We start from the raw sequence: 19,348 nt of genomic DNA on the forward strand, positions 1-19,348 counted from the left end.
ATTATGAACCGTGAACAACTAACACAGCAAAACAGGCGCTTGGTTCAAAAGCTACTATTGATTATTGGTGGGATGTTTTGTTTTGGCTTTGCGCTAGTGCCTTTATACGATGTGTTTTGTGAGTTCACGGGGCTAAATGGCCGTAATACGATAAAAGCAGAACAGCAAAGCCAGAGTATTGATTCATCCAGAGTGGTTCGCTTACAACTGACCACTTCAGTGTCGCCGGGAATGCCATGGCAGTTCAAGCCAAATCAGCATTATATAGATGTACACCCCGGGGAAAACAAGGTGGTTAAATTTAGTGCGAAAAACTTAAGTGGACAGGCAATTGTTGGGCAGGCGATACCGTCAGTGTCACCTGGTTTAGCTGGACTGTATCTTAATAAAACCGAGTGTTTTTGCTTTAACCAGCAACCTCTAGCGGGTGGCGAATCAGTTGAAATGGGCTTGGTGTTTTTTATTTCACCTGACATTCCTGAGCATATTTCAACACTAACACTTTCATATACATTATTTAATGTCACTGATGTCACTGAGGCTGAATCACATAACTTACAGGCCGCTTTATAAATAGGAGTGTTTCATGGCTGAGCAAACTACACATTATTATGTTCCGTCACAAAGCCATTGGCCGATTGTTGGTGCCATTGGTTTATTGTTTATTGCTATCGGTGCAGGAATGGCCGTGCAGCAACTAGGATCTGAAGCGCAAAGCGGAGGTTGGCTATTAACCATTGGTGTTGTGATTATTATTGCAATGATGTTTGGTTGGTTTAATGATGTGATTAAAGAGTCAGATCAAGGACTCTATAGTGCACAAATGGATCGTTCATTTAGACAGGGAATGAGCTGGTTTATTTTCTCTGAAGTGATGTTCTTTGCTGCATTCTTTGGTGCGTTGTTTTATATCCGTACTATCGCCATTCCTTGGTTGGGAGGGGCGTCAAATAATCAGATGACTGGACAGGTATTATGGCCAGAGTTTGAAGCCGTGTGGCCTTTAGTGACGACCCCCTCGGGTGATACAACCACAGCGATGGGCTGGCAGGGATTACCACTTATCAATACCGTCATCTTACTTACGTCATCCGTTACTCTCCATTTTGCTCATATCGGTTTAGAAAAAAATAATCGTAAGCAGCTCACATCATTTCTCGCTATTACTGTGGTGCTTGGGGTTATCTTTATGTTACTTCAGGCGCAAGAGTATGTTGAAGCTTATCGTCATATGGGACTGACCTTAAGCTCTGGCGTTTATGGAAACACCTTTTTCTTATTAACAGGCTTTCACGGTTTGCATGTGACTATCGGCACCTTGATGCTATTTGTGATGTTATGGCGGGTGATTAAAGGGCATTTTAGCCCTGACCGTCATTTTGCATTTCAGGCGAGTAGCTGGTATTGGCATTTTGTCGATGTGGTGTGGCTGGGCTTATTTTTCTTTGTTTATATTTTATAGCGATTTAATAAGGCCTAGGGTTGGGAGTAATCAAACCAAAGGCAACACTGAGTAAAATAACAATAAAAATAATAACAGAAAATAGTAAACGGCGAGCAATGAAGCGACTCATTAGTACAGACTTTTCAGGGGTGCGCATCATGCGCAATGCTTGAAATAAACTGAAGAAAACAAATATAAACAACCCAATAATAATTATTTTAATCACTGACATGATGATCTCCCTGTGAACGGTTGTAGTTATTTATCGCTATATTTGAGGCTATATGGTCAAACGGAATTATGCAAGATTACTACTGCCATTACTCGTGATTATAGCATTGCTACTGATGCTAGTTCGCCTAGGCTTATGGCAGCTCGAACGAGCAGGCTATAAACAGGATTACCTTGAAAGGTTAGCTCAGCGGCAGACCGTTTCATTATCGACACTACCGACAAGCCAAAACGTGGAATTAAATAAGCAGGCAGTTAATTTAACGGGCACTTTATTACATGATTATACGTTGTTGCTTGATAACGTTGTTGAACAAGGCGTCGTAGGCTACCAAGTGTTGGTTCCTATGCAATTGAGTGAATCATCACAGCAGCTAGTCTTAGTCAATTTAGGTTGGGTTAAGGCAAACTTAAATCGTGATGTATTACCACAATTGTCACAATGGTCAGGGGAGTTACAAGTTGAGGGGTATATACATCAACCCAGTGACAATCCATTTTTATCTGTTGAGCCACAGTTACTGGGCTGGCCTAAGATCATTGGGGAAGTTGATTTTAGTGTCGTTGAAACTTGGCTTCATGCAGAAAAGCAGCAACAGATACTTTACCCTGCAATTGTGCGGGTCAAAGCATCTCAACCGATAGGTTATAGCAAGCAATGGCGCTGGGTTAATGGCATGACTGTAGCGAAACATCACGGTTATGCCGTTCAATGGTTTGCCTTAGCGCTCACTTTATTCATTTTATCGGTCCATTTTTTTCGTCGCACACTAAGGAGAGGACATGAAGCAAACTAATCATATGAAGCGCTGGCAATTAATTTTGCTATTGGGCGTATTTATTGTTCCGGTGATTGCAGCAAAGCTACTCTTGGTGTCTGGCTTTAAGGGCGAGGTTGAAACTCACGGCGGCGAGTTAGTTTCAGGGGAGTTAAAGCCGTTTATCGCTTTACATGAATATAACCCTGAGCGACAGTGGCACATTGCTTATTTCTCAAACTCTCAGTGTAATAACTCATGCCTGCTTCAGCTCTATCATTTGCAGCAAACATATAAAGCGCTTGGCCGCTTACAGCAGCGGATTGGTTTAATCGTAGTTTCACCTAGCAGCGTGTCACCGGCGGTAGGGCAGGCGGCTGAGATAGATCTCAAACTGTTTAGCTTTATCAAGCCAAGCCAAAATATTACCAGTATGTTAGATAAGCAGGTTGTGATTGTTGATCCTCTCGGAAATTTAGTCATGCGCTATGACCTCAACCGTAGCAAAGAGCAACAGCAAATACTGGCTCATGACATGTTGTTAGACATTAAGCAGTTATTGAAACTATCAAGAATTGGCTAGGGGAATAATTATGACTAGAGCGTCAACGATTAATAATAATACAGTCCCTCTTTTAACTACTATTAAATACCAGTGGCATGCTTATTATCAATTAACTAAACCTAAGGTTATCTTATTGCTGTTGTTAACTGCGGTTGTTGGCATGTGCTTAGCAAGCCCTAAGTTGCCAAATATTTCGTTATTGATTTGGGGGTGTCTAGGGATAGGTATGTTGTCCTCGGCAGGGGCCGTTTTTAATCATTGTATCGATCATAACCTTGATATCAAAATGGCCCGAACAAAGCGACGCCCTATTCCACAAGGTAAAGTGAGCTTATATCAAGCCGCAGTCTTTGGTGTATTACTGTCGCTTGTTGGCTCGCTAGTATTATGGTTTTTAGTTAACCCGCTAACAGCTGCGTTAACTTTCGTTAGCATGTTAGGCTATGCCGTCGTTTACACCTTATGGCTAAAGCGAGCGACTCCACAAAATATTGTTATTGGTGGGATTGCAGGGGCTGCACCACCATTGTTAGGTTGGACAACAATGACAGGTCAATTAGATGGTAACGCACTATTGCTGGTGATGATAATCTTTACTTGGACACCGCCACATTTTTGGGCGTTAGCGATTGATCGGGTAGATGATTATAAAAAAACAGGGCTACCGATGTTGCCGGTTACTCATGGTGTAGAATTTACTAAAACCATGATTTTACTTTATACCATCTTGTTAATGGCTGTAGGCTTGTTACCTTTTTTGACCGGAATGTCTGGCTGGTTTTATTTTGTTGGTTCGAGTTTGATCAATTGGGGATTTTTTTATGTCGCATGGCAACTTAAATTTTCGCCAAAAAAGCGTTCACCGATGGCGGTTTTTAAGTACTCAATCTATCATCTTATGATATTGTTTATTATTCTGTTATTTGACCATTACCTAATGTGAGTTATTTTGAATAAAGTCTTATTAACCAGTGCCGCTATAGTCGCTATTGCTGGTGGGATTACGGCCAATATGTATTTCTCTTCGGACAGTATTACTGCCCAGCAAGTTGAGCGCAGTGTGCCAGAGCAAACGGTAGTAAAAGATAAAGGCAGCTATCGTTTATTTGAACCAGCCAAAAAATTACCAAAGTTTGAATTACAGCGCAGTGGTATTGAAGGCTTTACTGAGCAGGACTTAATTGGTAAATGGACTTTTGTTTCATTTGGTTATACTTATTGTCCCGATATTTGCCCGACGACTTTAACCCGTATAAAAGCGGTGTATCCACAGTTGAAAAATATTGCAGCAGTACAGGTCATATTCGTTTCTGCAGATCCATTACGTGATGATGTTGAACGATTGGCGCAATATGTAAACTTCTTTGATAGTAGCTTCTTAGGTTTAACGGCGAATCACGATAAATTGTTTCCGTTTGCACAAAGTCTTTTTTTGCCTTATGGAATTATTGCAACGAAGAAGAGCGATGATTATCAGGTTAATCACAGCGCTTCAATTGCCTTAATTAACCCTCAAGGTAAGCTTCATGCGCAGTTTAAGCCTGTTCATCAAGTGGGCGAGGTGCCGATTGTCGATATGAAGGTGATGGCTGACTCTTTTGCTGATATTGTTGCCACCTCAGATGGTGCATAATTATACTATGATGGAATAAAAAAGCGGTTAAGTTGATCACTTAACCGCTTTATAGCGGTGTTACTTGTCAGTGAACAGTAACTTTAATTAGCAAACGGCTAATTTTTTGAATCGAAGCTTGACCCAGCCTGTCAGTAATACAATCAGTATCAAAAAGAATAAACCATGCGGTAGGTAATTCATACTCGTTGTCGTAAGTGTTACTTGTCGAGCCTCAAAGCGTGGAAACTTGTCAACATCCTCAACGGTCACTGGCGTGTCGTTAAATAAGTAAGGGTAAATGAACTCTCTTATTTCAGTGTGATATGACTCAACCTGTTTCAAATATTCTAAGTGAGATAAACTGTTAGTATTAGCGCTCTTGTTTAGCAATCGCTGGAAAGAAAGATTTGGAGATAACCAACTTACCTTATTAAGCCAACGCTCCTTGCTATAAATATTCTCAGTATGCGCAGACCAGTGATGAGCGACAGACAGGTCGCTTAAATGCTGCATCGCATAATACCACTTCCAATGAAAACGTCCTTCAAATGTTAGCTTTTCGCTAAACTCTGGATACAGTTGTGAAAACTCAGTTAAAGCTTGATGCTTGTCTTGATCCCAACCATCATTTAATACCATTCTTTGCTGAGTACTCGCTTTCAATGGCGCATTGTGATTAAACTTTTCACTCATGGCTAAGTGAATCGTGCCAGGGATTAAAATTGCAAATACTAACCATGTGCTGATAAATAATAACGTATTAATCAGGTTGCCTTTATTAAGGCTTAAGATAATCGTTGCGACAACAAACCAAAATAAGCAATACAAGATGCTTAAGAATAGCAAGGTGGTAAATTGATAATCTATTGGTAATGATAATGATATCGCCGCATAGGAAAACAATATGATAACTAATAGTGATACTAGTGCAAAGCGCAACCCTAATAGCCTAATAATCATCTGTTGAGCAGCATTTCCAGGAAAAGAGCTTAGCAAGGACCAGCGCCCAGATTGTTTTTCATCGCTTAGCAGATTAATCGATAAGACACCAATCAATAACGGCAGCATATAAGCTAAAACAAAGCCTAAATCAAATCCTCCAGCTCGATGTTTATCAGGATTAATAAACTCCTTATTATAGATTTGTCCTTGTAAAGCAAGCGCATTAACAGACATTGAAGTGAGGTTGTTTTGACTCTGACCTTTAAATAAAGCCGCCCAACCATTTAATTGCCAAGTTGTAGGCGCTGTCGCATAGTAAGCGATCGATCCCATTTCTGGCAGTTTCGGTGCAAGTTTTAGTTGCGCCGTTTGTTTATCAAAAGCAATGATAGATTGTTGTTGAGCCTGTTGTATACGATTAAAGCTCTCTCCCCCTAGATGGATAGCTAGTAAGCCACTGAGTAAAAAAACTAAAATACTTATGTTATAGACTGTGCCACTAAATAGTCGTTTAAATTCATATTTAAGCGCTAACATAGACTCTCCGTTTCAAAAATGAGCTAAACAAACCAAAAATTAATGCTGTTAGTGTAAAGGTGAAAATAGCAGCACTTGATAAGTAAGGCTCAAGCGATTGCTTTAAGCTGGGTTGCTGATAATGAAATGATGGAAAGGTTTTCCAAAGTTCAGCAGATGCTTTTTCATCCCTGTCGTGGGCAAAGTTAATTTCTTCGATATGTATGTTATTTAGTTGCTGAATACGATCGTAACGATGCTGCTCAGCCTGCATTTCAAAATCAAAGAAGTGTTTATTATTACTAGCTGTCAGTGCCATTGATATGTGCTGAGTCGCGAGTAATGGTGTAAACCAATAAAAGTTTCTGAGAAAATCTTGTTGTGCTTGGAAAGCGTCTAGCTGCTTTTTATAATGGCGCTGATAGATTTCAGCAGTAACACGTTCACCTTCTTTCATGACTAGGCCACGGTAATTAACGGGTAGATCTGCAACGTTTTTGACGTTGTATTTCGCTAACACTTTCTCTTTAAATGCCTTGAAGTAAGGGTCTTGAGGGTTGTGACCATTACCGACTTTTTTTACATCGGTTTTGACGGCATTAATAAAAGCGTAACGTGTTTGAGTTGGGTGCATTGACTGTGCGACATCAGTGAGTACTCGCGGTGCTAAAATGATACCGATAAACCAAAAGGTGATTAGCGTGCTTAAACTGACTTTAGATGAGGCACTTAAGCTTGAGCAACATAAAATGATTACAATCCAAAATAAGCAGTAAGCTAAATAAAGGGCAAACAGTAAGCCGATTCGCATCGCGGTGTCACTAGTGAAGCTTAATTGAAAAAAACTTCCCAATAAAGCGGTCGCGATGAATATGGGTAAGATAAATGAAACGGAAATGATCAGATAGGCGAAGATCTTACCTGTCAGTATTTTTGGAAATGATACGCCCATTGCTAATATTTTCTTTAATGTCCCTTGTTCTTTCTCACCGCTAATCGTAGCAAACGCCATTGTGATTAATAACATTGGCCAAATGACGAGTAATATATTGGCGACCGATAATTCTGAAAAGCGCAATAGTTCACTCGTGTTATCATCATTGGCAAAGTTAGCACTATTTTGTTTATGTGCCTCTAAAAAGACACTATGGCCAACCCAATTGTTTATGCCTATGTCAAAGTAACTTAATACACTCGGCTCTCGAAAAGCAAAATGCCCAAAGTGCGCAACGCGGTGAGGGTGGCGATCTGGCTGAGCGACCCATTGTTGCTCAACGATTGCTTGTGATGTTTCTTGGGTCGTATGGCTTTGCTTAAATTGTTGCCAGCTGGTGGCTAATGAAATGGCGAGCAACAGCTGTAAAAGCGCAAACATAATCCATACGCTTTTGTTTTTAACTTTTTGCTTGAGTTCTTGCTGGCAAACTGCCAAACAGATGGAATGACTATTCACACTCGTTCCTTAAAAATAAAAGGTAGCAGCCTATAATCGCTGCTACCTAGGTTTAGTGTTAAAATTGGTACGAAATATTGGCGCTAATTGCACGACCATCACTAGGGGAGTGAATAGTTTCTTGGCCAAGTAGGTAGACATAATCCTGGTATGTATCGAACAAGTTAGTGACGCTAAGTCCCAAATCCATATTATCAAGCGCGTAACTTAGCGAGAGATCCACTGTGTCAACGGCACCGTATTTTCGCTCCTGATAGACGTTACTTACATAATAAGCTTGTTGTTTGTTAGCGAATGTAGAAATAACGAAGTCATCAGTTACACGGTAACTAAGTCCTAATGTAGCGGTGTAATCAGGAACACCGGCTAACGTATTTCCCTTACTGGCTGCTTGTTTTTCTCCTGGTTCAAGAAGTTCAGCTTGCTGCTGAGCGTAAGAGCCAAAAATAGTCCAAGAGTCATTCAGATCAACATAAGAACTAAGTTCCCAACCTTCGCGCTTGGTTTTACCCAAGTTTTCAAAGTCACCGCTGCCATCGGTTTTTGGTGTTAGCTCGTTACGTGCGTCCTGTTGCCAAACTGATAAACGTGCCGTTGCAGTTGACGTCGGCATCCATGTGAAGCCTGCTTCAACCCCAGTGTTAATTGAAAGCTTATAGTGTTTGTTGTCTGGCCCGACATATGCCTTGCTTCCAATAGGTGCTTGAAAGCTTTCCCCGTAGTTGGCGAAAAAGTTTAAAGAGTCATTGATATCGTATAAAAAGTTAAGCTTTGGTTGGACGGTGATATCGTTATCGTTGAGTCGTTTAGTTTGCCCTTTGATACCGTCAGTTAGATCACCACTAAATCCATCAAATCTTAAACCACCACTAATGAGTAAAGGCCCTTGACGGTATTGCAATTGAGTGAAGCCGCCATAATTATCATAGTCGAACTGCCAATCTCTACGATTACCTTGGCGTACGCGCTTCACGGTTGTGAAGCGTTGGTTTATATTCTCTTGAGATTGGTAATCTAAACCTAACGTTAGTAACCAGTTAGGGCTTAACTCACCACTAGCTTGTAAAATTATACCACTATGAATATCTTGCTCATTACGCTCTTGTTGTGTTGAAGATGCTGTAAATTGTGCATAGCGATGGCGATCAAATTGTTGCCAGTAAACTTTGGCACTCACGTGCCAAATATCATTGATTTGGTTGTTTAAATGCGCGCTTAAGTGTCTTGTTTGTTTACTGCCTTTATCATAGGCTGCATAATCAGCCGATGATTCTGGTGCTTGCTTTGCTACTTGCTCGGTTAGGTAACCTGGTGCATCTGCTTCGTAGTCGAAATATCGAGCGATTAATCCAAGCTCCATAGTATCGCTAGGCTGATAAAACCACTTAGCGGAAAGGGTATGCTTGTTCAGATCGCTATTATCGCGATAGCCATCTGTTTTTCGTGTGCCGACAAAGTAATGTTGCGAGAAGTTATCTTGAACATCACCAAAGTAGGCTTGCGCTTCAGATGTGTTAAAGCTGCCGACAAGGAGTTCTATTTCTTTAGCATCATCACGTCGACTGGTTAAGTTAATGTTGCCTGCTAGATTGTGCAGTCCATATCGAGCATCGTGGTTTCCTTTAACAATTTCGATTGATTCCACTTCCATTGGAAACAGTGCATCCATCTCTGAAAGGCCAACATGTAAATTACTTGGAATGCCATCGATTAACATTTTTACATGAGGCATTGACCCTTCAGCGTTAAAACCACGCATCGCAACATCGGTAGATACAATACCTTGATTGAAACGTGAGAAATACAGCCCAGGTGTCTTCTTTAACAAATCAACCGTGACATTGGTGTGTTGGTTTTGTAATTGGTCGCGACTGATTATATCAATTGCGCCAACTAAGCTAGTTTGTTTTTGAACATGCTTACTCGTGGTGACATTGATCACTTCGCCAATGGTTATGGTTGAGTCGTTCTGTTTACTTTCGGCTACGGCGGTATTTAAAACACCTAAACCTAAAATAGCGATAAGCGTGGTCGTCAGTTTGTTCTGTTGGAAGTTGTTCATGTTACTTTAAGGTTCCTGCTACGTATTAAGTAGTTATATTGCTTGAATTAAGACTGTTTCAGCATTGTGCTGGCTTTCGATTGGCTTGATGATGTGATGGTGGTATTTGTACTCAACATCTTGCATTGATAGGTACTGTGTTTCGAATAAGTCACACAATGAGCCCTGTTTCATAATGCCAATTTGGTCTGCTAGGGCATGAGCACAATGCAGGTCGTGTGTTACCATTAATACGGCAGCGCCATTGGCTACCATCATCTTGATAACCCGAATAAACTCAAGCGTTGCGCTTGGGTCTAGTCCTGATGTTGGTTCATCAAGTAGTAAAATTTTTGCTTTCCTAATAATAGCTAGCGCAATACCGACCTTTTGCCTCATCCCTTTTGAGTAATTACTTAGTGGCTCTTGCCAAGCTGACTCTTGTAATCCTGTTTGTCTTAGGGCTTGCTCGATATCATTGGTGCTTGGAGACTCACCGGTAAGCTTTGCTAGGTAGCTCAAGTTCTCTAAGGCGTTAAATTCAAGGTATAAATTTATATTTTCAGGAAGATAAATCAGCTTTTCTTTACTTTTTTGTGGCTGCTTTTGTGTATCAATGCCATCAACAGTAATTGTTCCACTGTCCGGAGAGATAAAGTTAAGAATTAGGTTGAGGGTTGTACTCTTTCCTGCCCCATTTTCCCCGAGGAGGCAGGTTACGCTTTGTTCTTTTACCGTTAAATTTAAATTATTAAGTGCTAAGTTACCGGCAAAGGACTTACTTAGCTTGTCTATTTTAATCATAATGGGCTCTACTTGTTATGTTATAACATAATATAAAGCAAGTGTTATAATATAACAATAATTATGAAGGTATTGTTTAGACTTTAGTTTGTCTTTTTACACGCAGAGCAAAAGGTAGTGTGCTTCACCACTGAGTTGGAAGTAAATAATGTGGAGTAATCGGTTTTTTCCCGAAGTAATTAAACTAAGGAACAATACGGCTCACTATGAATATGAGAAAAGCGATGACGCATATAGTGATAAGGACACCTGCAATAATATATTGAACAATATGTCCTTGTGTAAAATCGCGTTGCCTGTTGCGGTCACTCTGAATACCGACTAACGCGGCAAATACACTAAAAACAACTTGCAAAATTGACGGTTTCTTTTTATTCATCATTGTCCTTGGCTAACTGAGTTTGTTTGATTGAATAACCCTTGTGTTCCTTTATAAAGTCCAGTTGATGAGTTAAACATTGTAACTTATCTCTGGCATCGTGACTGACAAACAAAATGTGGGTATTACTATGGCGAGTGATGTAATCAATTAACGCTAAAATTTGTGCTCTATTTTGGTTATCTAAGCCTAGGCAAGGTTCATCAAGAATTAAAATTAGCGGTAACTTGACTACAGCGCGAGCAATTAATACTAAACGTTGTTCACCATAAGATATTTGAGAAAACGGTTTATTCGCTTGCTCGCTCAGTTGTAATAAATCAAGCCATTGTTTAGCAATATCAATTTGGTGTTCACTGGGTTGATCATACAAGCCAATGGTATCAAAAAAGCCTGATAATACCGCCCCTAACACTGACACTCCTGCACGATAGTCTCGGTGAAGTTGAGCACTGACTACACCATAATGCTTTTTAATATCCCAAACTGTTTCGCCACTACCTCGTTTGACACCAAATAAGTGAATATCTTTACCGTAGGCTTTTGGGTTATCGCCATTAATCAGACTTAAAAGTGTTGATTTACCGCAACCGTTTGGTCCTGCTAAGCGCCAGTGTTGCCCAGAGTTGAAGTGCCAAGAAAAATTATTAAACACTTGGTTATCTTCATAACTGACACTGACATTATTCATCATAACAAAGGCAATATCTGAATCTAGGTGTTGATAATCATGACAGTCTGGTAAGTGATGTGGCAAAGTCACTTTTTGCTGGTTGGCTTGTTGCCATAGCTTAGTCTCCATCACGTGTTGTTTTAAGCCTTGTGTCACAACTTTTCCGCTAGCCATTAGTAAAAAGTGAGTGAGGTTTTGCGGTAAATCTTGATGGTAGAAATCAACAATGATTACACTTAACCCTTGTGAAATTAAGGTGTTTAAAGTGTCAGTCAAGTGCTGTTGTGATGCAATGTCGAGCCCAGCATAAGGCTCATCTAGAATTAGTAAGTCAGGTTTCTGTACTAAAGCTCGAGCAAGTAATACCTTACGTGTTTCTCCCGTTGATAGTACCTTAAAAGGTTTACTAAGTAGCGGCTCTATCTTGAGCATCTCAGTTATCTGTTTAGCTATCTCATTATGACCAATTACATCTTGGGCACTGCGCCCCCAATCGATACCCCCTTCGATATCTTCACTGCGGTCAAAATAGCGATCAATGGCCAATATCTCATCTTCAACACTAAATCCGACTAGGCTTGTCTTCACTGGCCGAGTGATTGTTCCTTGAACGTCTGAATTATCTTGTGCAATTAGCTGTACCAGTAATGACTTACCACTGGCGTTATCACCACAAAATAAATAGGACCCACCGCTATTGATAGTGAGAGAATCAATTGATAGTTGATGCTGTGGATCGATGTCAAAATGTAAATCAGTGATCTGTAAAAGAGGGTTCATAATGTGAAACTTCAGCTATTGGGCATTTTGCGGTGCAAGGTTATGGTTAGACTCGACAATAGCATTGAGGTGATTTTATCGGCAAGGGGTTGTCGATAGAATCTTTATCGCACTTTAGTCTATTGGTAAAGATCTTACTTGACCTTGACGGGGCGAAAATGATTTAATGCGCGCAACCTTTCTTTTACTGTTGAGTTACACAAGTGACTTAACAGAGAAAGGCCAGAAGAGGAGCGTTAGCCAGGTAATTGCAAAGAGAAGTCCAAACTTCCATGACTTGCAATGATGGGGACTAGCGCCGAGGGGAAGTGATTTTTGGATAATCATTACTCTGGGCATTAAGGCTGAATCCTTAATGACTGTCACCTAATTATTGGTGGAGAGCTTCTGGCCTTTGTATAAGCAATGGCTGGTTGCTATTGCTTTGTTCAAATGCCTCAAGTTCTCCGAACGAAATTTGTTCGAGAGAAACATAATGAATCAATCAAATATAGCCAAATTTGGCGGAACTAGCCTAGCTGATTTTGCAGCGATGCAGCGTTGTGCTGACGTTGTCTTATCTGATCCTAATACACGCCTTGTTGTCGTTAGCGCAAGTAGCGGTGTGACCAATTTATTAGTGGCGTTGAGTCACGGTACCTTATCTGAAGTGGATCGTCTGCAAGCGTTAGATGATATTGCTCAAATCCAACAACGTATCGTTGAGCACTTAGCACTTAGTAATGAAGTATTAGAGCGTGTTCGTCATTTGTTGGTACAAATGAATGACACCAGCTTAGCCATTGCTAACGGACCATCTGCGGCATTAACGGATAAATTACTCTCTTTTGGTGAACGTTTATCATCAACACTATTTAGCCAAGTGCTCATTGCTCGTGGTGCACAATCAGTGTGTTTTGATGTTCGTGATGTTTTAAAAACTGATGGTCAACACGGAAAAGCAATTCCTCAAGTTGATGATATCGCGCCGTTAGTTGAGGAGCGATTACAGCCACTACTAAATGACAATATTGTTGTTACTCAAGGCTTTATTGGTAGCAACTCGCAAGGCGAAACAACTACCCTTGGTCGCGGTGGCAGTGATTATTCGGCGGCGTTACTGGGCGAGGCAATTAATGCTGCGCAAATTAACATTTGGACAGATGTTACAGGTATTTTTACAACTGATCCGCGTATCACTAACCAAGCGTATGCGTTAGAAGAAATTAGTTTTAATGAAGCCGCTGAAATGGCGACGTTTGGCGCTAAAGTACTTCACCCATCAACACTGATCCCTGCCATGCGCAAAAACATTCCCGTGTTTGTTGGTTCCTCTAGGGACCCACAAGCTGGTGGCACCATCGTGCGTAATGAAACAGAGTCAAAACCTGTTTACCGTGCTATCGCACTTCGTCGTGAACAAACTTTACTAACCGTGACTAGCATGGATATGTTACATGCGCCGGGATTCTTAGCACGCGTGTTTACTATTTTAGCTAAATATAATTTAAGTGTTGATTTGGTAACCACCTCAGAAATTAGTGTTGCATTAACGCTAGATAACACAGGTTCTAATTCGTCGGGTCAACACCAATTGAGTGATGAGCTATTAGCTGAGCTACGCGAAGTGTGTCAGGTTACCATTGAAAATGGCTTAGCACTGGTGGCTTTGATTGGTAATGGTATTGATAGCAGTTACGGTGTAGGTACCCGCTTGTTCTCAACGTTGGAAGACGTCAATGTGCGAATGATTTGTCAGGGCGCAAGCTCACATAACTTATGTTTCCTTGTTGATGAAGAGGTTGCTGCAAGTGTAGTGAGTCGCCTGCATAGCTCGATGTTTGAAAATAACAGAGAAGGTGTTGCCTAATGAGCTCATTTAACGTGAAAGATTACCCATTATGGACTGCACTAGTCACTCCGTTTAATGAGCGTGGTCGGGTCGATTATGATGCATTAGCAACATTATTGGATCAACAAGCGGCAGCTGGAAATGGTATTTTAATGCTAGGTAGCACCGGTGAAGGGCTAGCGCTATCGCTCAATGAGCAGAAAAAAATTATTCGTTTCGTTTGTCAGCATCAACCTCAAGCACCGATTATGGTGGCTGTTGGTGGGTATAATTTAGAGAGTCAACTCGAATGGTTAGAGTTTTGCAACCAGCTACCAATTGATGCTTACTTACTTGCAGCTCCGCTTTATGCCAAACCTGGCCCTAAGGGGCAAGAACAATGGTTTAGAAGCTTACTTGAGCGCAGTAAATTCCCTTGCATGCTTTATAACGTGCCTTCTCGCAGTGGCGTTGAGCTCTCACCTCAAGCCTTAGCTAATCTAACTGACGAGGCGATGTTCTGGTCAGTTAAAGAAGCCAGTGGCAGCGTGGTTAAATTTAATGAATTTAAGCAAGCACTGCCGGGCGTTGCTATTTACAGCGGTGATGATGCGTTACTACCTGAATTCTCATTGTTGGGAGCATCAGGTTTAGTTTCTGTATGTGCCAATGCTTGGCCACAACCGACTAACCTCTATGTACAGCAGTGCCTTGATACACCTCATCGTATGGAGTTTAACCTGTGGAAGGCAGCAATCGAACCATTATTCAGCGTAGCTAACCCAATTCCAGTCAAGGTGTTATTACACCACACCCAGCAAATTGGACACCCGCAATTAAGACTGCCGTTAACCCATAGCGAGTTAACGGAATTTGCACCGCTGATGGCAGCAAACGAGTCAATTAATCAATGGTTTACGAACCAACAATAATTTTATTTACGTAGTATAAATTTAAGGTAACACATGAACTGGCAACAAGTTTTTGAACAATTAGAAGCAGGACAATTGCGTTCGGCGACCAAAGATGACAATGGTGTGTGGCATGCCAATGTTGAAGTGAAACAAGCAATTTTAGCGGCATTTAAAGCGGGCGAAAACGTCGCTTTTGATGGCGCATATGGTGGCTTCGTTGATAAAAACAATCTGGCTCCTCGCCAATTCTCACCACAAGACGGTGTACGCCTAGTGCCAGGTGGTTCATCGGTGCGCCGCGGAAGTTATGTTGCGCCGGGCGTTATTATTATGCCTCCTGCTTATATTAATATCGGTGCTTTTGTTGATGAAGGTACGATGGTTGATTCTCACGCACTGGTTGGTTCATGTGCTCAGATAGGTAAAAACGTACATTTATCTGCTGGCGTACAAATCGGTGGTGTATTAGAGCCAATTGGTGCAAGCCCTGTGATTGTTGAAGATAATGCATTTATCAGTGCCGGCTGTATCTTAGTTGAAGGTGTTGTGGTTAGTGAAGGCGCGGTGTTAGCACCAAGTGTGACGTTATCGGCTTCTATTCCTGTTTATGATGCGGTTAATGAAGTGATGTTAGAAAAGGGCGCACCGATTCCACGCAATGCGATTGTGATTCCAGGCACGCGCCCTATGCAAAGTGAGTGGGCACAAAAGCAAGGTCTAAGCATGCAATGTCCAGTTATTGTTAAGTATCGTGATGAGCAAAGTGATGCAGCTCTTGAGTTAGAACAGGCACTAAGATAATGCAAAAAATGCCAACGCCTTTGAGAGAACAGCTAGCCGAGTTTAGCGCAAGTCAGCAAGTACCATTTTTTGTGTATGACTTAGATGGTTTAAGCAAGCATATAGCGAGCCTTGCAAGCGATGAAATCAAGCTGTGGTTTGCGGTTAAAGCTAACCCATTATCACGTGTCATTCAAACCTTGGATAAGCAAGGTATGAACTTTGATGTCGCAAGTACGGGTGAGTTAGAGCAAGTGTTAGCTCAAGGCATTGGTAGCGATCGTATTTTAAATACCGGACCGGCTAAATCTCGTCAGCAGCTTAGCCACTTCTTACAGCGCGGTGTTAACACCTTTGTTGTTGAAAGTGTCAATCAATTAGCGCTATTAAACGAGTTAAGTCAGTCGCACAATAAACGCCCTCAAGTGTTGTTACGTGTTCAGTTGCGCTTTGAGCAAGGGGACGACAACCCGCTTGGTGGCAACAGCTTAACGCCGTTTGGCTTGGGCGCTCAAGAATGGTCAGAGATTTGTTTAGCTGATTACCCTGAGGTTGATGTAGTTGGTTTACATATTTTCCAATGGGGTAACATGCTAGATGCCGATAAGCTAATTAGTTTATGGCAAGCGATGATCGCGCCATTAACTGCATTGGCTCAAGCGCTAGACTTTGAGTTAAAAGTACTGGATCTCGGTGGTGGCTTAGGCATTCCTTATCATGAAAGTGAACAGCAATTACTTTGGCCATACCTTGCTGGTGCATTATCTGAAATAAAACGCCAAGCTAAGGTTAATGAGTTGTGGTTAGAACTTGGGCGTTTTGCTGTCGGTGAATATGGTTATTATGTTAGTGAAGTGATTGACCGTAAAACTAATTATGAGCAAGAGCTACTTGTATTACAGGGGGGGATTAATCATTTATTACGCCCTGCGATCACCGACCAACCATTTCCGGTAAGCTTGTTACGTGACTCGGCTGAATCGGCTCAGTCGTTCCATATTCATGGACCGTTATGTACCAGTTTGGATAAACTTGGTGAGTTACCCTTACCGAAAGATGTCAGTGTTGGCGATCAGTTGGTGTTTGCTCAATGTGGTGCTTATGGCTTTACCGAAGCAATGCCATTTTTCTTATGTCATGAGTTACCTGCGGAAGTTGTCTTTTCTCAAGGGCGTTTCGAAGTTGTGCGTCAAGCACAGCCTGCTTCATCTTATTTATGCTAGCCTTGGTGCTAGCAAGTCTGTATTTATTAGAGTAGTTACATGTCACAAATTTTAACGTCATCTCAAGTAGTTGCACATATGGCCAATGGCCAAGAGATGAGTGTGCCAATTTATCAAATCAAAGGCAGTGCCAATGGGCCTAAGGTGTATATCCAAGCGAATATGCATGGTGCTGAAGTACAAGGTAATGCAGTAATTTATCAACTGCTAGAGCAATTAAAACAGCTCGATTGCTATGGTGATATTACGCTGGTACCTTTAGCTAACCCAATAGGTACCAATCAAAAGAGTGGTGAGTTTACGTTAGGGCGCTTTGACCCTATCACTGGCACCAACTGGAACCGAGGTTACCACTTTAATCCATCTTTACCTGCGGAGTTCGCCGCACAGTATCCTGATTTAGAGCAAGGTGAAATCGTAGCTAGGTTTCGTCAGCTAATTATTAGTGATTTGGATGCAAGGTTAAGCAACCCTTACGGGTTAAATACCGCACAACATTTATGTGCCAACTTACAGCGCATGGCGTTTGAAGCGGATATTGTGTTGGACTTGCACACGGGACCAATTTCTTCTCGTCACCTCTATTGCCCGGAGTACGCGAAAGAACGCGCGGTGTTATTTGATATTCCACACACAATGTTTATTCCTAGCGACTTTGATGGCGCTTTAGATGAAGCCGCTTTTTGCCCATGGTGGCAACTGCAATTAGCTTACCAAGCGCAAGGGCGTGAGATTGATGTTGCTATTGATGCGTTTACGCTTGAACTTGGCTCGCAAGAGTGGTTATGTCTTGAAGAAGCGAAAAAAGACTGTCATAGCGTCTTAAGCTATTTAAGTCATCAGAAGGTTATTGAGCCGGGTCTATTTTCACCGTCAAAAATGACACGTTATGCCTGTTACCTTAACGATTATCGTGCATTGTATGCTCCTAAAAGTGGTTTAGTGGAATACTTAGTACCTTTTGGAGAGGAAGTTAAAGCTGGTCAGCCATTAGCGCGTATCTTGCGCATGGATCGTTATGGTCATGATGATGCCGTTGAGTTAGTTTATGCACCTGCTGACTGCATACCAATTTTACATTTTGCTTCGGCGAGTGTGAATCAAGGAACGGAGCTTTATAAAGTGTTTACTAATTATTTCACTTTATAACTGAAACGAAAGTCGGTAAGCTTGCGGCTAATTATTCATGATAACTAAATAGGTCGAGTTATGGTTATTGGTCGGCGTAAAAAACCTAAAGCAGTTGTGCTTGAGCCATTAGAAACAATCGTTGAAGTCAATGTTGAGCCGATTGAGCTTTACAAGGTATTAAAAATTGAAAACCTTGTTGAAGGTGGTGGCGAAGCTAAAATTCGTATTAGTCAGGGTGAGGTAATGCTCAATGGCTTAATCGAAACCCGTAAGCGCAAAAAAGTGTACCATGGCGATGTGGTTGAATATCAAGGCCAGCTGCTAAAAGTTAGTGTTGATGGTAAAGAAGACGAAGAGTCATAAACAAAAAGCCGACGTTAAGTCGGCTTTTTGTTGTACTATCACTAGTTAAGCGTTAACTTAAGGTAATACTTATGACGGGAAAAAATATCATTGAGTACGTTAAGTAAATTTAAGAAATATAGCTTAATTACAATCGGAGTCACTTCAGTGGCTCTTGGGGTTATAGGTATTATTTTACCGTTGTTACCCACTACTCCTTTCTTATTATTATCTGCGGCATGCTTTGCTAAGAGCTCAGATCGCTTTTATCAATGGTTAATAACACACCCATGGTTCGGTGAATACATCGAAAACTATCGTTCTGGACGTGGAATTCCGATGAAAGTGAAAATATCGACAATTTTTCTGTTATGGCTTTCTATAGGTTCTTCGGTTATTTTCTTTGTTAGCTTTTTTTGGGCTAAGGTGATGCTAATCATTATTGCAACCTGTGTCAGTTACTACTTATTATCTCGTCCGACGCTTGATAAAAAAACAGCGACTAAATAGTCGCTGTTTTTCTTTGTTTAATTGGGTATATAGTTAATTCTAATCACGCCAGCCAACAGTGGTTCCATACTTTTTTAGTCCGGTATGAGTAATCGTGAGATCCTTCTCAGAGCTCAGTACCGGGTCTGCCTTCAATTCATAACCCGCACCGCTATCTGTTATTTTTACCGAAAGCGCGTGGGTTGTGGTACCGCCATCGGTAGGTACGGTATTTGGAAAAATAGCGGGCACCGCTGCTCCAGTATAGGTATTGTTCTCACTATAAAATCGCTCCATCGCACTACTCAGGCCGAGTAAAGCAGTTTGCGCCACTGCACGTTCAGACTTACGTACATGCTCTTGGTAACTAGGGTAACCAACGCTAGCTAAGATGCCTAAAATAGCTACGACAATCATTAATTCTATCAGGGTGAACCCTAGTGATTTTTTTTTCATTC

21 protein-coding genes and 1 riboswitch are annotated in these 19,348 nt (G+C 41.3%); of the genes, 13 read left to right on the plus strand and 8 right to left on the minus strand.

The genetic code is table 11. The features are described 5' to 3' along the window. Positions 1–3 precede the first annotated feature (3 nt). Together Q8W26_RS11790 and Q8W26_RS11795 are read left to right on the plus strand one after the other, a co-directional pair. Entirely contained in the window at positions 4–573 is a 570-nt protein-coding gene (locus Q8W26_RS11790; protein WP_101214830.1) for a cytochrome c oxidase assembly protein, read from the plus strand. A 13-nt stretch (positions 574–586) separates the two neighbouring features. After that, entirely contained in the window at positions 587–1,462 is an 876-nt protein-coding gene (locus Q8W26_RS11795) for a cytochrome c oxidase subunit 3 (RefSeq protein ID WP_101214829.1), read from the plus strand. 4 nt (positions 1,463–1,466) lie between these two features. On the opposite strand, the gene Q8W26_RS11800 is transcribed toward Q8W26_RS11795, so the two are convergent. Further along, complete coding sequence (locus Q8W26_RS11800) at positions 1,467–1,676, minus strand: DUF2909 family protein (protein ID WP_101214828.1); 210 nt, start codon at positions 1,674–1,676, stop codon at positions 1,467–1,469. Positions 1,677–1,728: 52 nt separating this feature from the next. Here Q8W26_RS11800 and Q8W26_RS11805 point away from each other — a divergent pair, with 52 nt between their 5' ends. The 4 genes from Q8W26_RS11805 to Q8W26_RS11820 are packed head-to-tail and all read left to right on the plus strand — an operon-like array spanning position 1,729 to position 4,631. Further along, the gene (locus Q8W26_RS11805; protein WP_101214827.1) at positions 1,729–2,472 is read left to right on the plus strand and encodes an SURF1 family protein; all 744 of its coding nucleotides are present in this window, start codon (positions 1,729–1,731) and stop codon (positions 2,470–2,472) included. Then, entirely contained in the window at positions 2,459–3,016 is a 558-nt protein-coding gene (locus tag Q8W26_RS11810; RefSeq protein ID WP_101214826.1) for a hypothetical protein, read from the plus strand. Before Q8W26_RS11805 ends, Q8W26_RS11810 begins: the two co-directional genes overlap by 14 nt. A 10-nt stretch (positions 3,017–3,026) precedes the next feature. Beyond that, positions 3,027–3,941 carry a heme o synthase gene (gene cyoE / locus Q8W26_RS11815; RefSeq protein ID WP_305473454.1) on the plus strand — a complete coding sequence of 305 codons (915 nt, stop codon included), beginning with the start codon at positions 3,027–3,029 and terminating at the stop codon, positions 3,939–3,941. Between the two features lie 6 nt (positions 3,942–3,947). Then, positions 3,948–4,631, plus strand: coding sequence for an SCO family protein (locus Q8W26_RS11820; RefSeq protein ID WP_101214824.1), 684 nt, complete (start codon positions 3,948–3,950; stop codon positions 4,629–4,631). Positions 4,632–4,718: 87 nt separating this feature from the next. On the opposite strand, the gene Q8W26_RS11825 is transcribed toward Q8W26_RS11820, so the two are convergent. The 6 genes from Q8W26_RS11825 to modF form a co-directional block, all read right to left on the minus strand. Continuing rightward, positions 4,719–6,092: a DUF3526 domain-containing protein gene (locus Q8W26_RS11825; RefSeq protein ID WP_101214823.1), complete on the minus strand. Its 1,374-nt coding sequence runs from the start codon at positions 6,090–6,092 to the stop codon at positions 4,719–4,721. Then, complete coding sequence (locus Q8W26_RS11830) at positions 6,079–7,524, minus strand: DUF3526 domain-containing protein (RefSeq protein WP_305473458.1); 1,446 nt, start codon at positions 7,522–7,524, stop codon at positions 6,079–6,081. The genes Q8W26_RS11825 and Q8W26_RS11830 overlap by 14 nt, the downstream gene beginning before the upstream one ends. A gap of 58 nt (positions 7,525–7,582) precedes the next feature. After that, positions 7,583–9,586: a TonB-dependent receptor gene (locus Q8W26_RS11835; RefSeq protein WP_101214822.1), complete on the minus strand. Its 2,004-nt coding sequence runs from the start codon at positions 9,584–9,586 to the stop codon at positions 7,583–7,585. A 33-nt stretch (positions 9,587–9,619) separates the two neighbouring features. After that, positions 9,620–10,369: an ABC transporter ATP-binding protein gene (locus Q8W26_RS11840; protein ID WP_101214821.1), complete on the minus strand. Its 750-nt coding sequence runs from the start codon at positions 10,367–10,369 to the stop codon at positions 9,620–9,622. Positions 10,370–10,553: 184 nt separating this feature from the next. After that, on the minus strand, positions 10,554–10,751 hold the full coding sequence (locus tag Q8W26_RS11845) for a DUF2970 domain-containing protein (RefSeq protein WP_370694280.1): 198 nt from the start codon (positions 10,749–10,751) through the stop codon (positions 10,554–10,556). After that, positions 10,741–12,201 carry a molybdate ABC transporter ATP-binding protein ModF gene (gene modF, locus Q8W26_RS11850; protein ID WP_305473461.1) on the minus strand — a complete coding sequence of 487 codons (1,461 nt, stop codon included), beginning with the start codon at positions 12,199–12,201 and terminating at the stop codon, positions 10,741–10,743. The genes Q8W26_RS11845 and modF overlap by 11 nt, the downstream gene beginning before the upstream one ends. A 218-nt stretch (positions 12,202–12,419) precedes the next feature. Continuing rightward, positions 12,420–12,596, plus strand: a riboswitch (Lysine riboswitch). An 80-nt stretch (positions 12,597–12,676) separates the two neighbouring features. On the opposite strand from modF, the gene lysC reads away from it, so the two are divergent. The 7 genes from lysC (at position 12,677) to Q8W26_RS11885 (ending at position 18,911) form a co-directional block, all read left to right on the plus strand. After that, a complete protein-coding gene (gene lysC, locus Q8W26_RS11855) occupies positions 12,677–14,050 on the plus strand; it encodes a lysine-sensitive aspartokinase 3 (protein ID WP_101214818.1) in 1,374 nt (457 codons plus the stop codon). Then, positions 14,050–14,943, plus strand: a complete 894-nt coding sequence (dapA, locus tag Q8W26_RS11860; protein ID WP_101214817.1) for a 4-hydroxy-tetrahydrodipicolinate synthase — start codon at positions 14,050–14,052, stop codon at positions 14,941–14,943. Before lysC ends, dapA begins: the two co-directional genes overlap by 1 nt. Before the next feature lie 33 nt (positions 14,944–14,976). Then, complete coding sequence (locus Q8W26_RS11865; RefSeq protein WP_101214816.1) at positions 14,977–15,726, plus strand: 2,3,4,5-tetrahydropyridine-2,6-dicarboxylate N-succinyltransferase; 750 nt, start codon at positions 14,977–14,979, stop codon at positions 15,724–15,726. Continuing rightward, complete coding sequence (locus Q8W26_RS11870) at positions 15,726–16,928, plus strand: PLP-dependent decarboxylase (protein WP_101214815.1); 1,203 nt, start codon at positions 15,726–15,728, stop codon at positions 16,926–16,928. The genes Q8W26_RS11865 and Q8W26_RS11870 overlap by 1 nt, the downstream gene beginning before the upstream one ends. 39 nt (positions 16,929–16,967) lie before the next feature. Continuing rightward, positions 16,968–18,077, plus strand: coding sequence for a succinylglutamate desuccinylase/aspartoacylase family protein (locus Q8W26_RS11875; RefSeq protein ID WP_101214814.1), 1,110 nt, complete (start codon positions 16,968–16,970; stop codon positions 18,075–18,077). A 60-nt stretch (positions 18,078–18,137) separates the two neighbouring features. Beyond that, positions 18,138–18,422, plus strand: coding sequence for an RNA-binding S4 domain-containing protein (locus Q8W26_RS11880; RefSeq protein WP_101214813.1), 285 nt, complete (start codon positions 18,138–18,140; stop codon positions 18,420–18,422). A gap of 90 nt (positions 18,423–18,512) precedes the next feature. Next, positions 18,513–18,911 carry a YbaN family protein gene (locus Q8W26_RS11885; RefSeq protein WP_305473463.1) on the plus strand — a complete coding sequence of 133 codons (399 nt, stop codon included), beginning with the start codon at positions 18,513–18,515 and terminating at the stop codon, positions 18,909–18,911. A 39-nt stretch (positions 18,912–18,950) separates the two neighbouring features. Here Q8W26_RS11885 and Q8W26_RS11890 read toward each other — a convergent pair whose 3' ends face one another. Then, complete coding sequence (locus Q8W26_RS11890; protein WP_101214811.1) at positions 18,951–19,346, minus strand: type IV pilin protein; 396 nt, start codon at positions 19,344–19,346, stop codon at positions 18,951–18,953. Between the last annotated feature and the right edge of the window lie 2 nt (positions 19,347–19,348).

It is taken from the genome of Psychrobium sp. 1_MG-2023 (assembly GCF_030689115.1).
GTDB lineage: Bacteria > Pseudomonadota > Gammaproteobacteria > Enterobacterales > Psychrobiaceae > Psychrobium.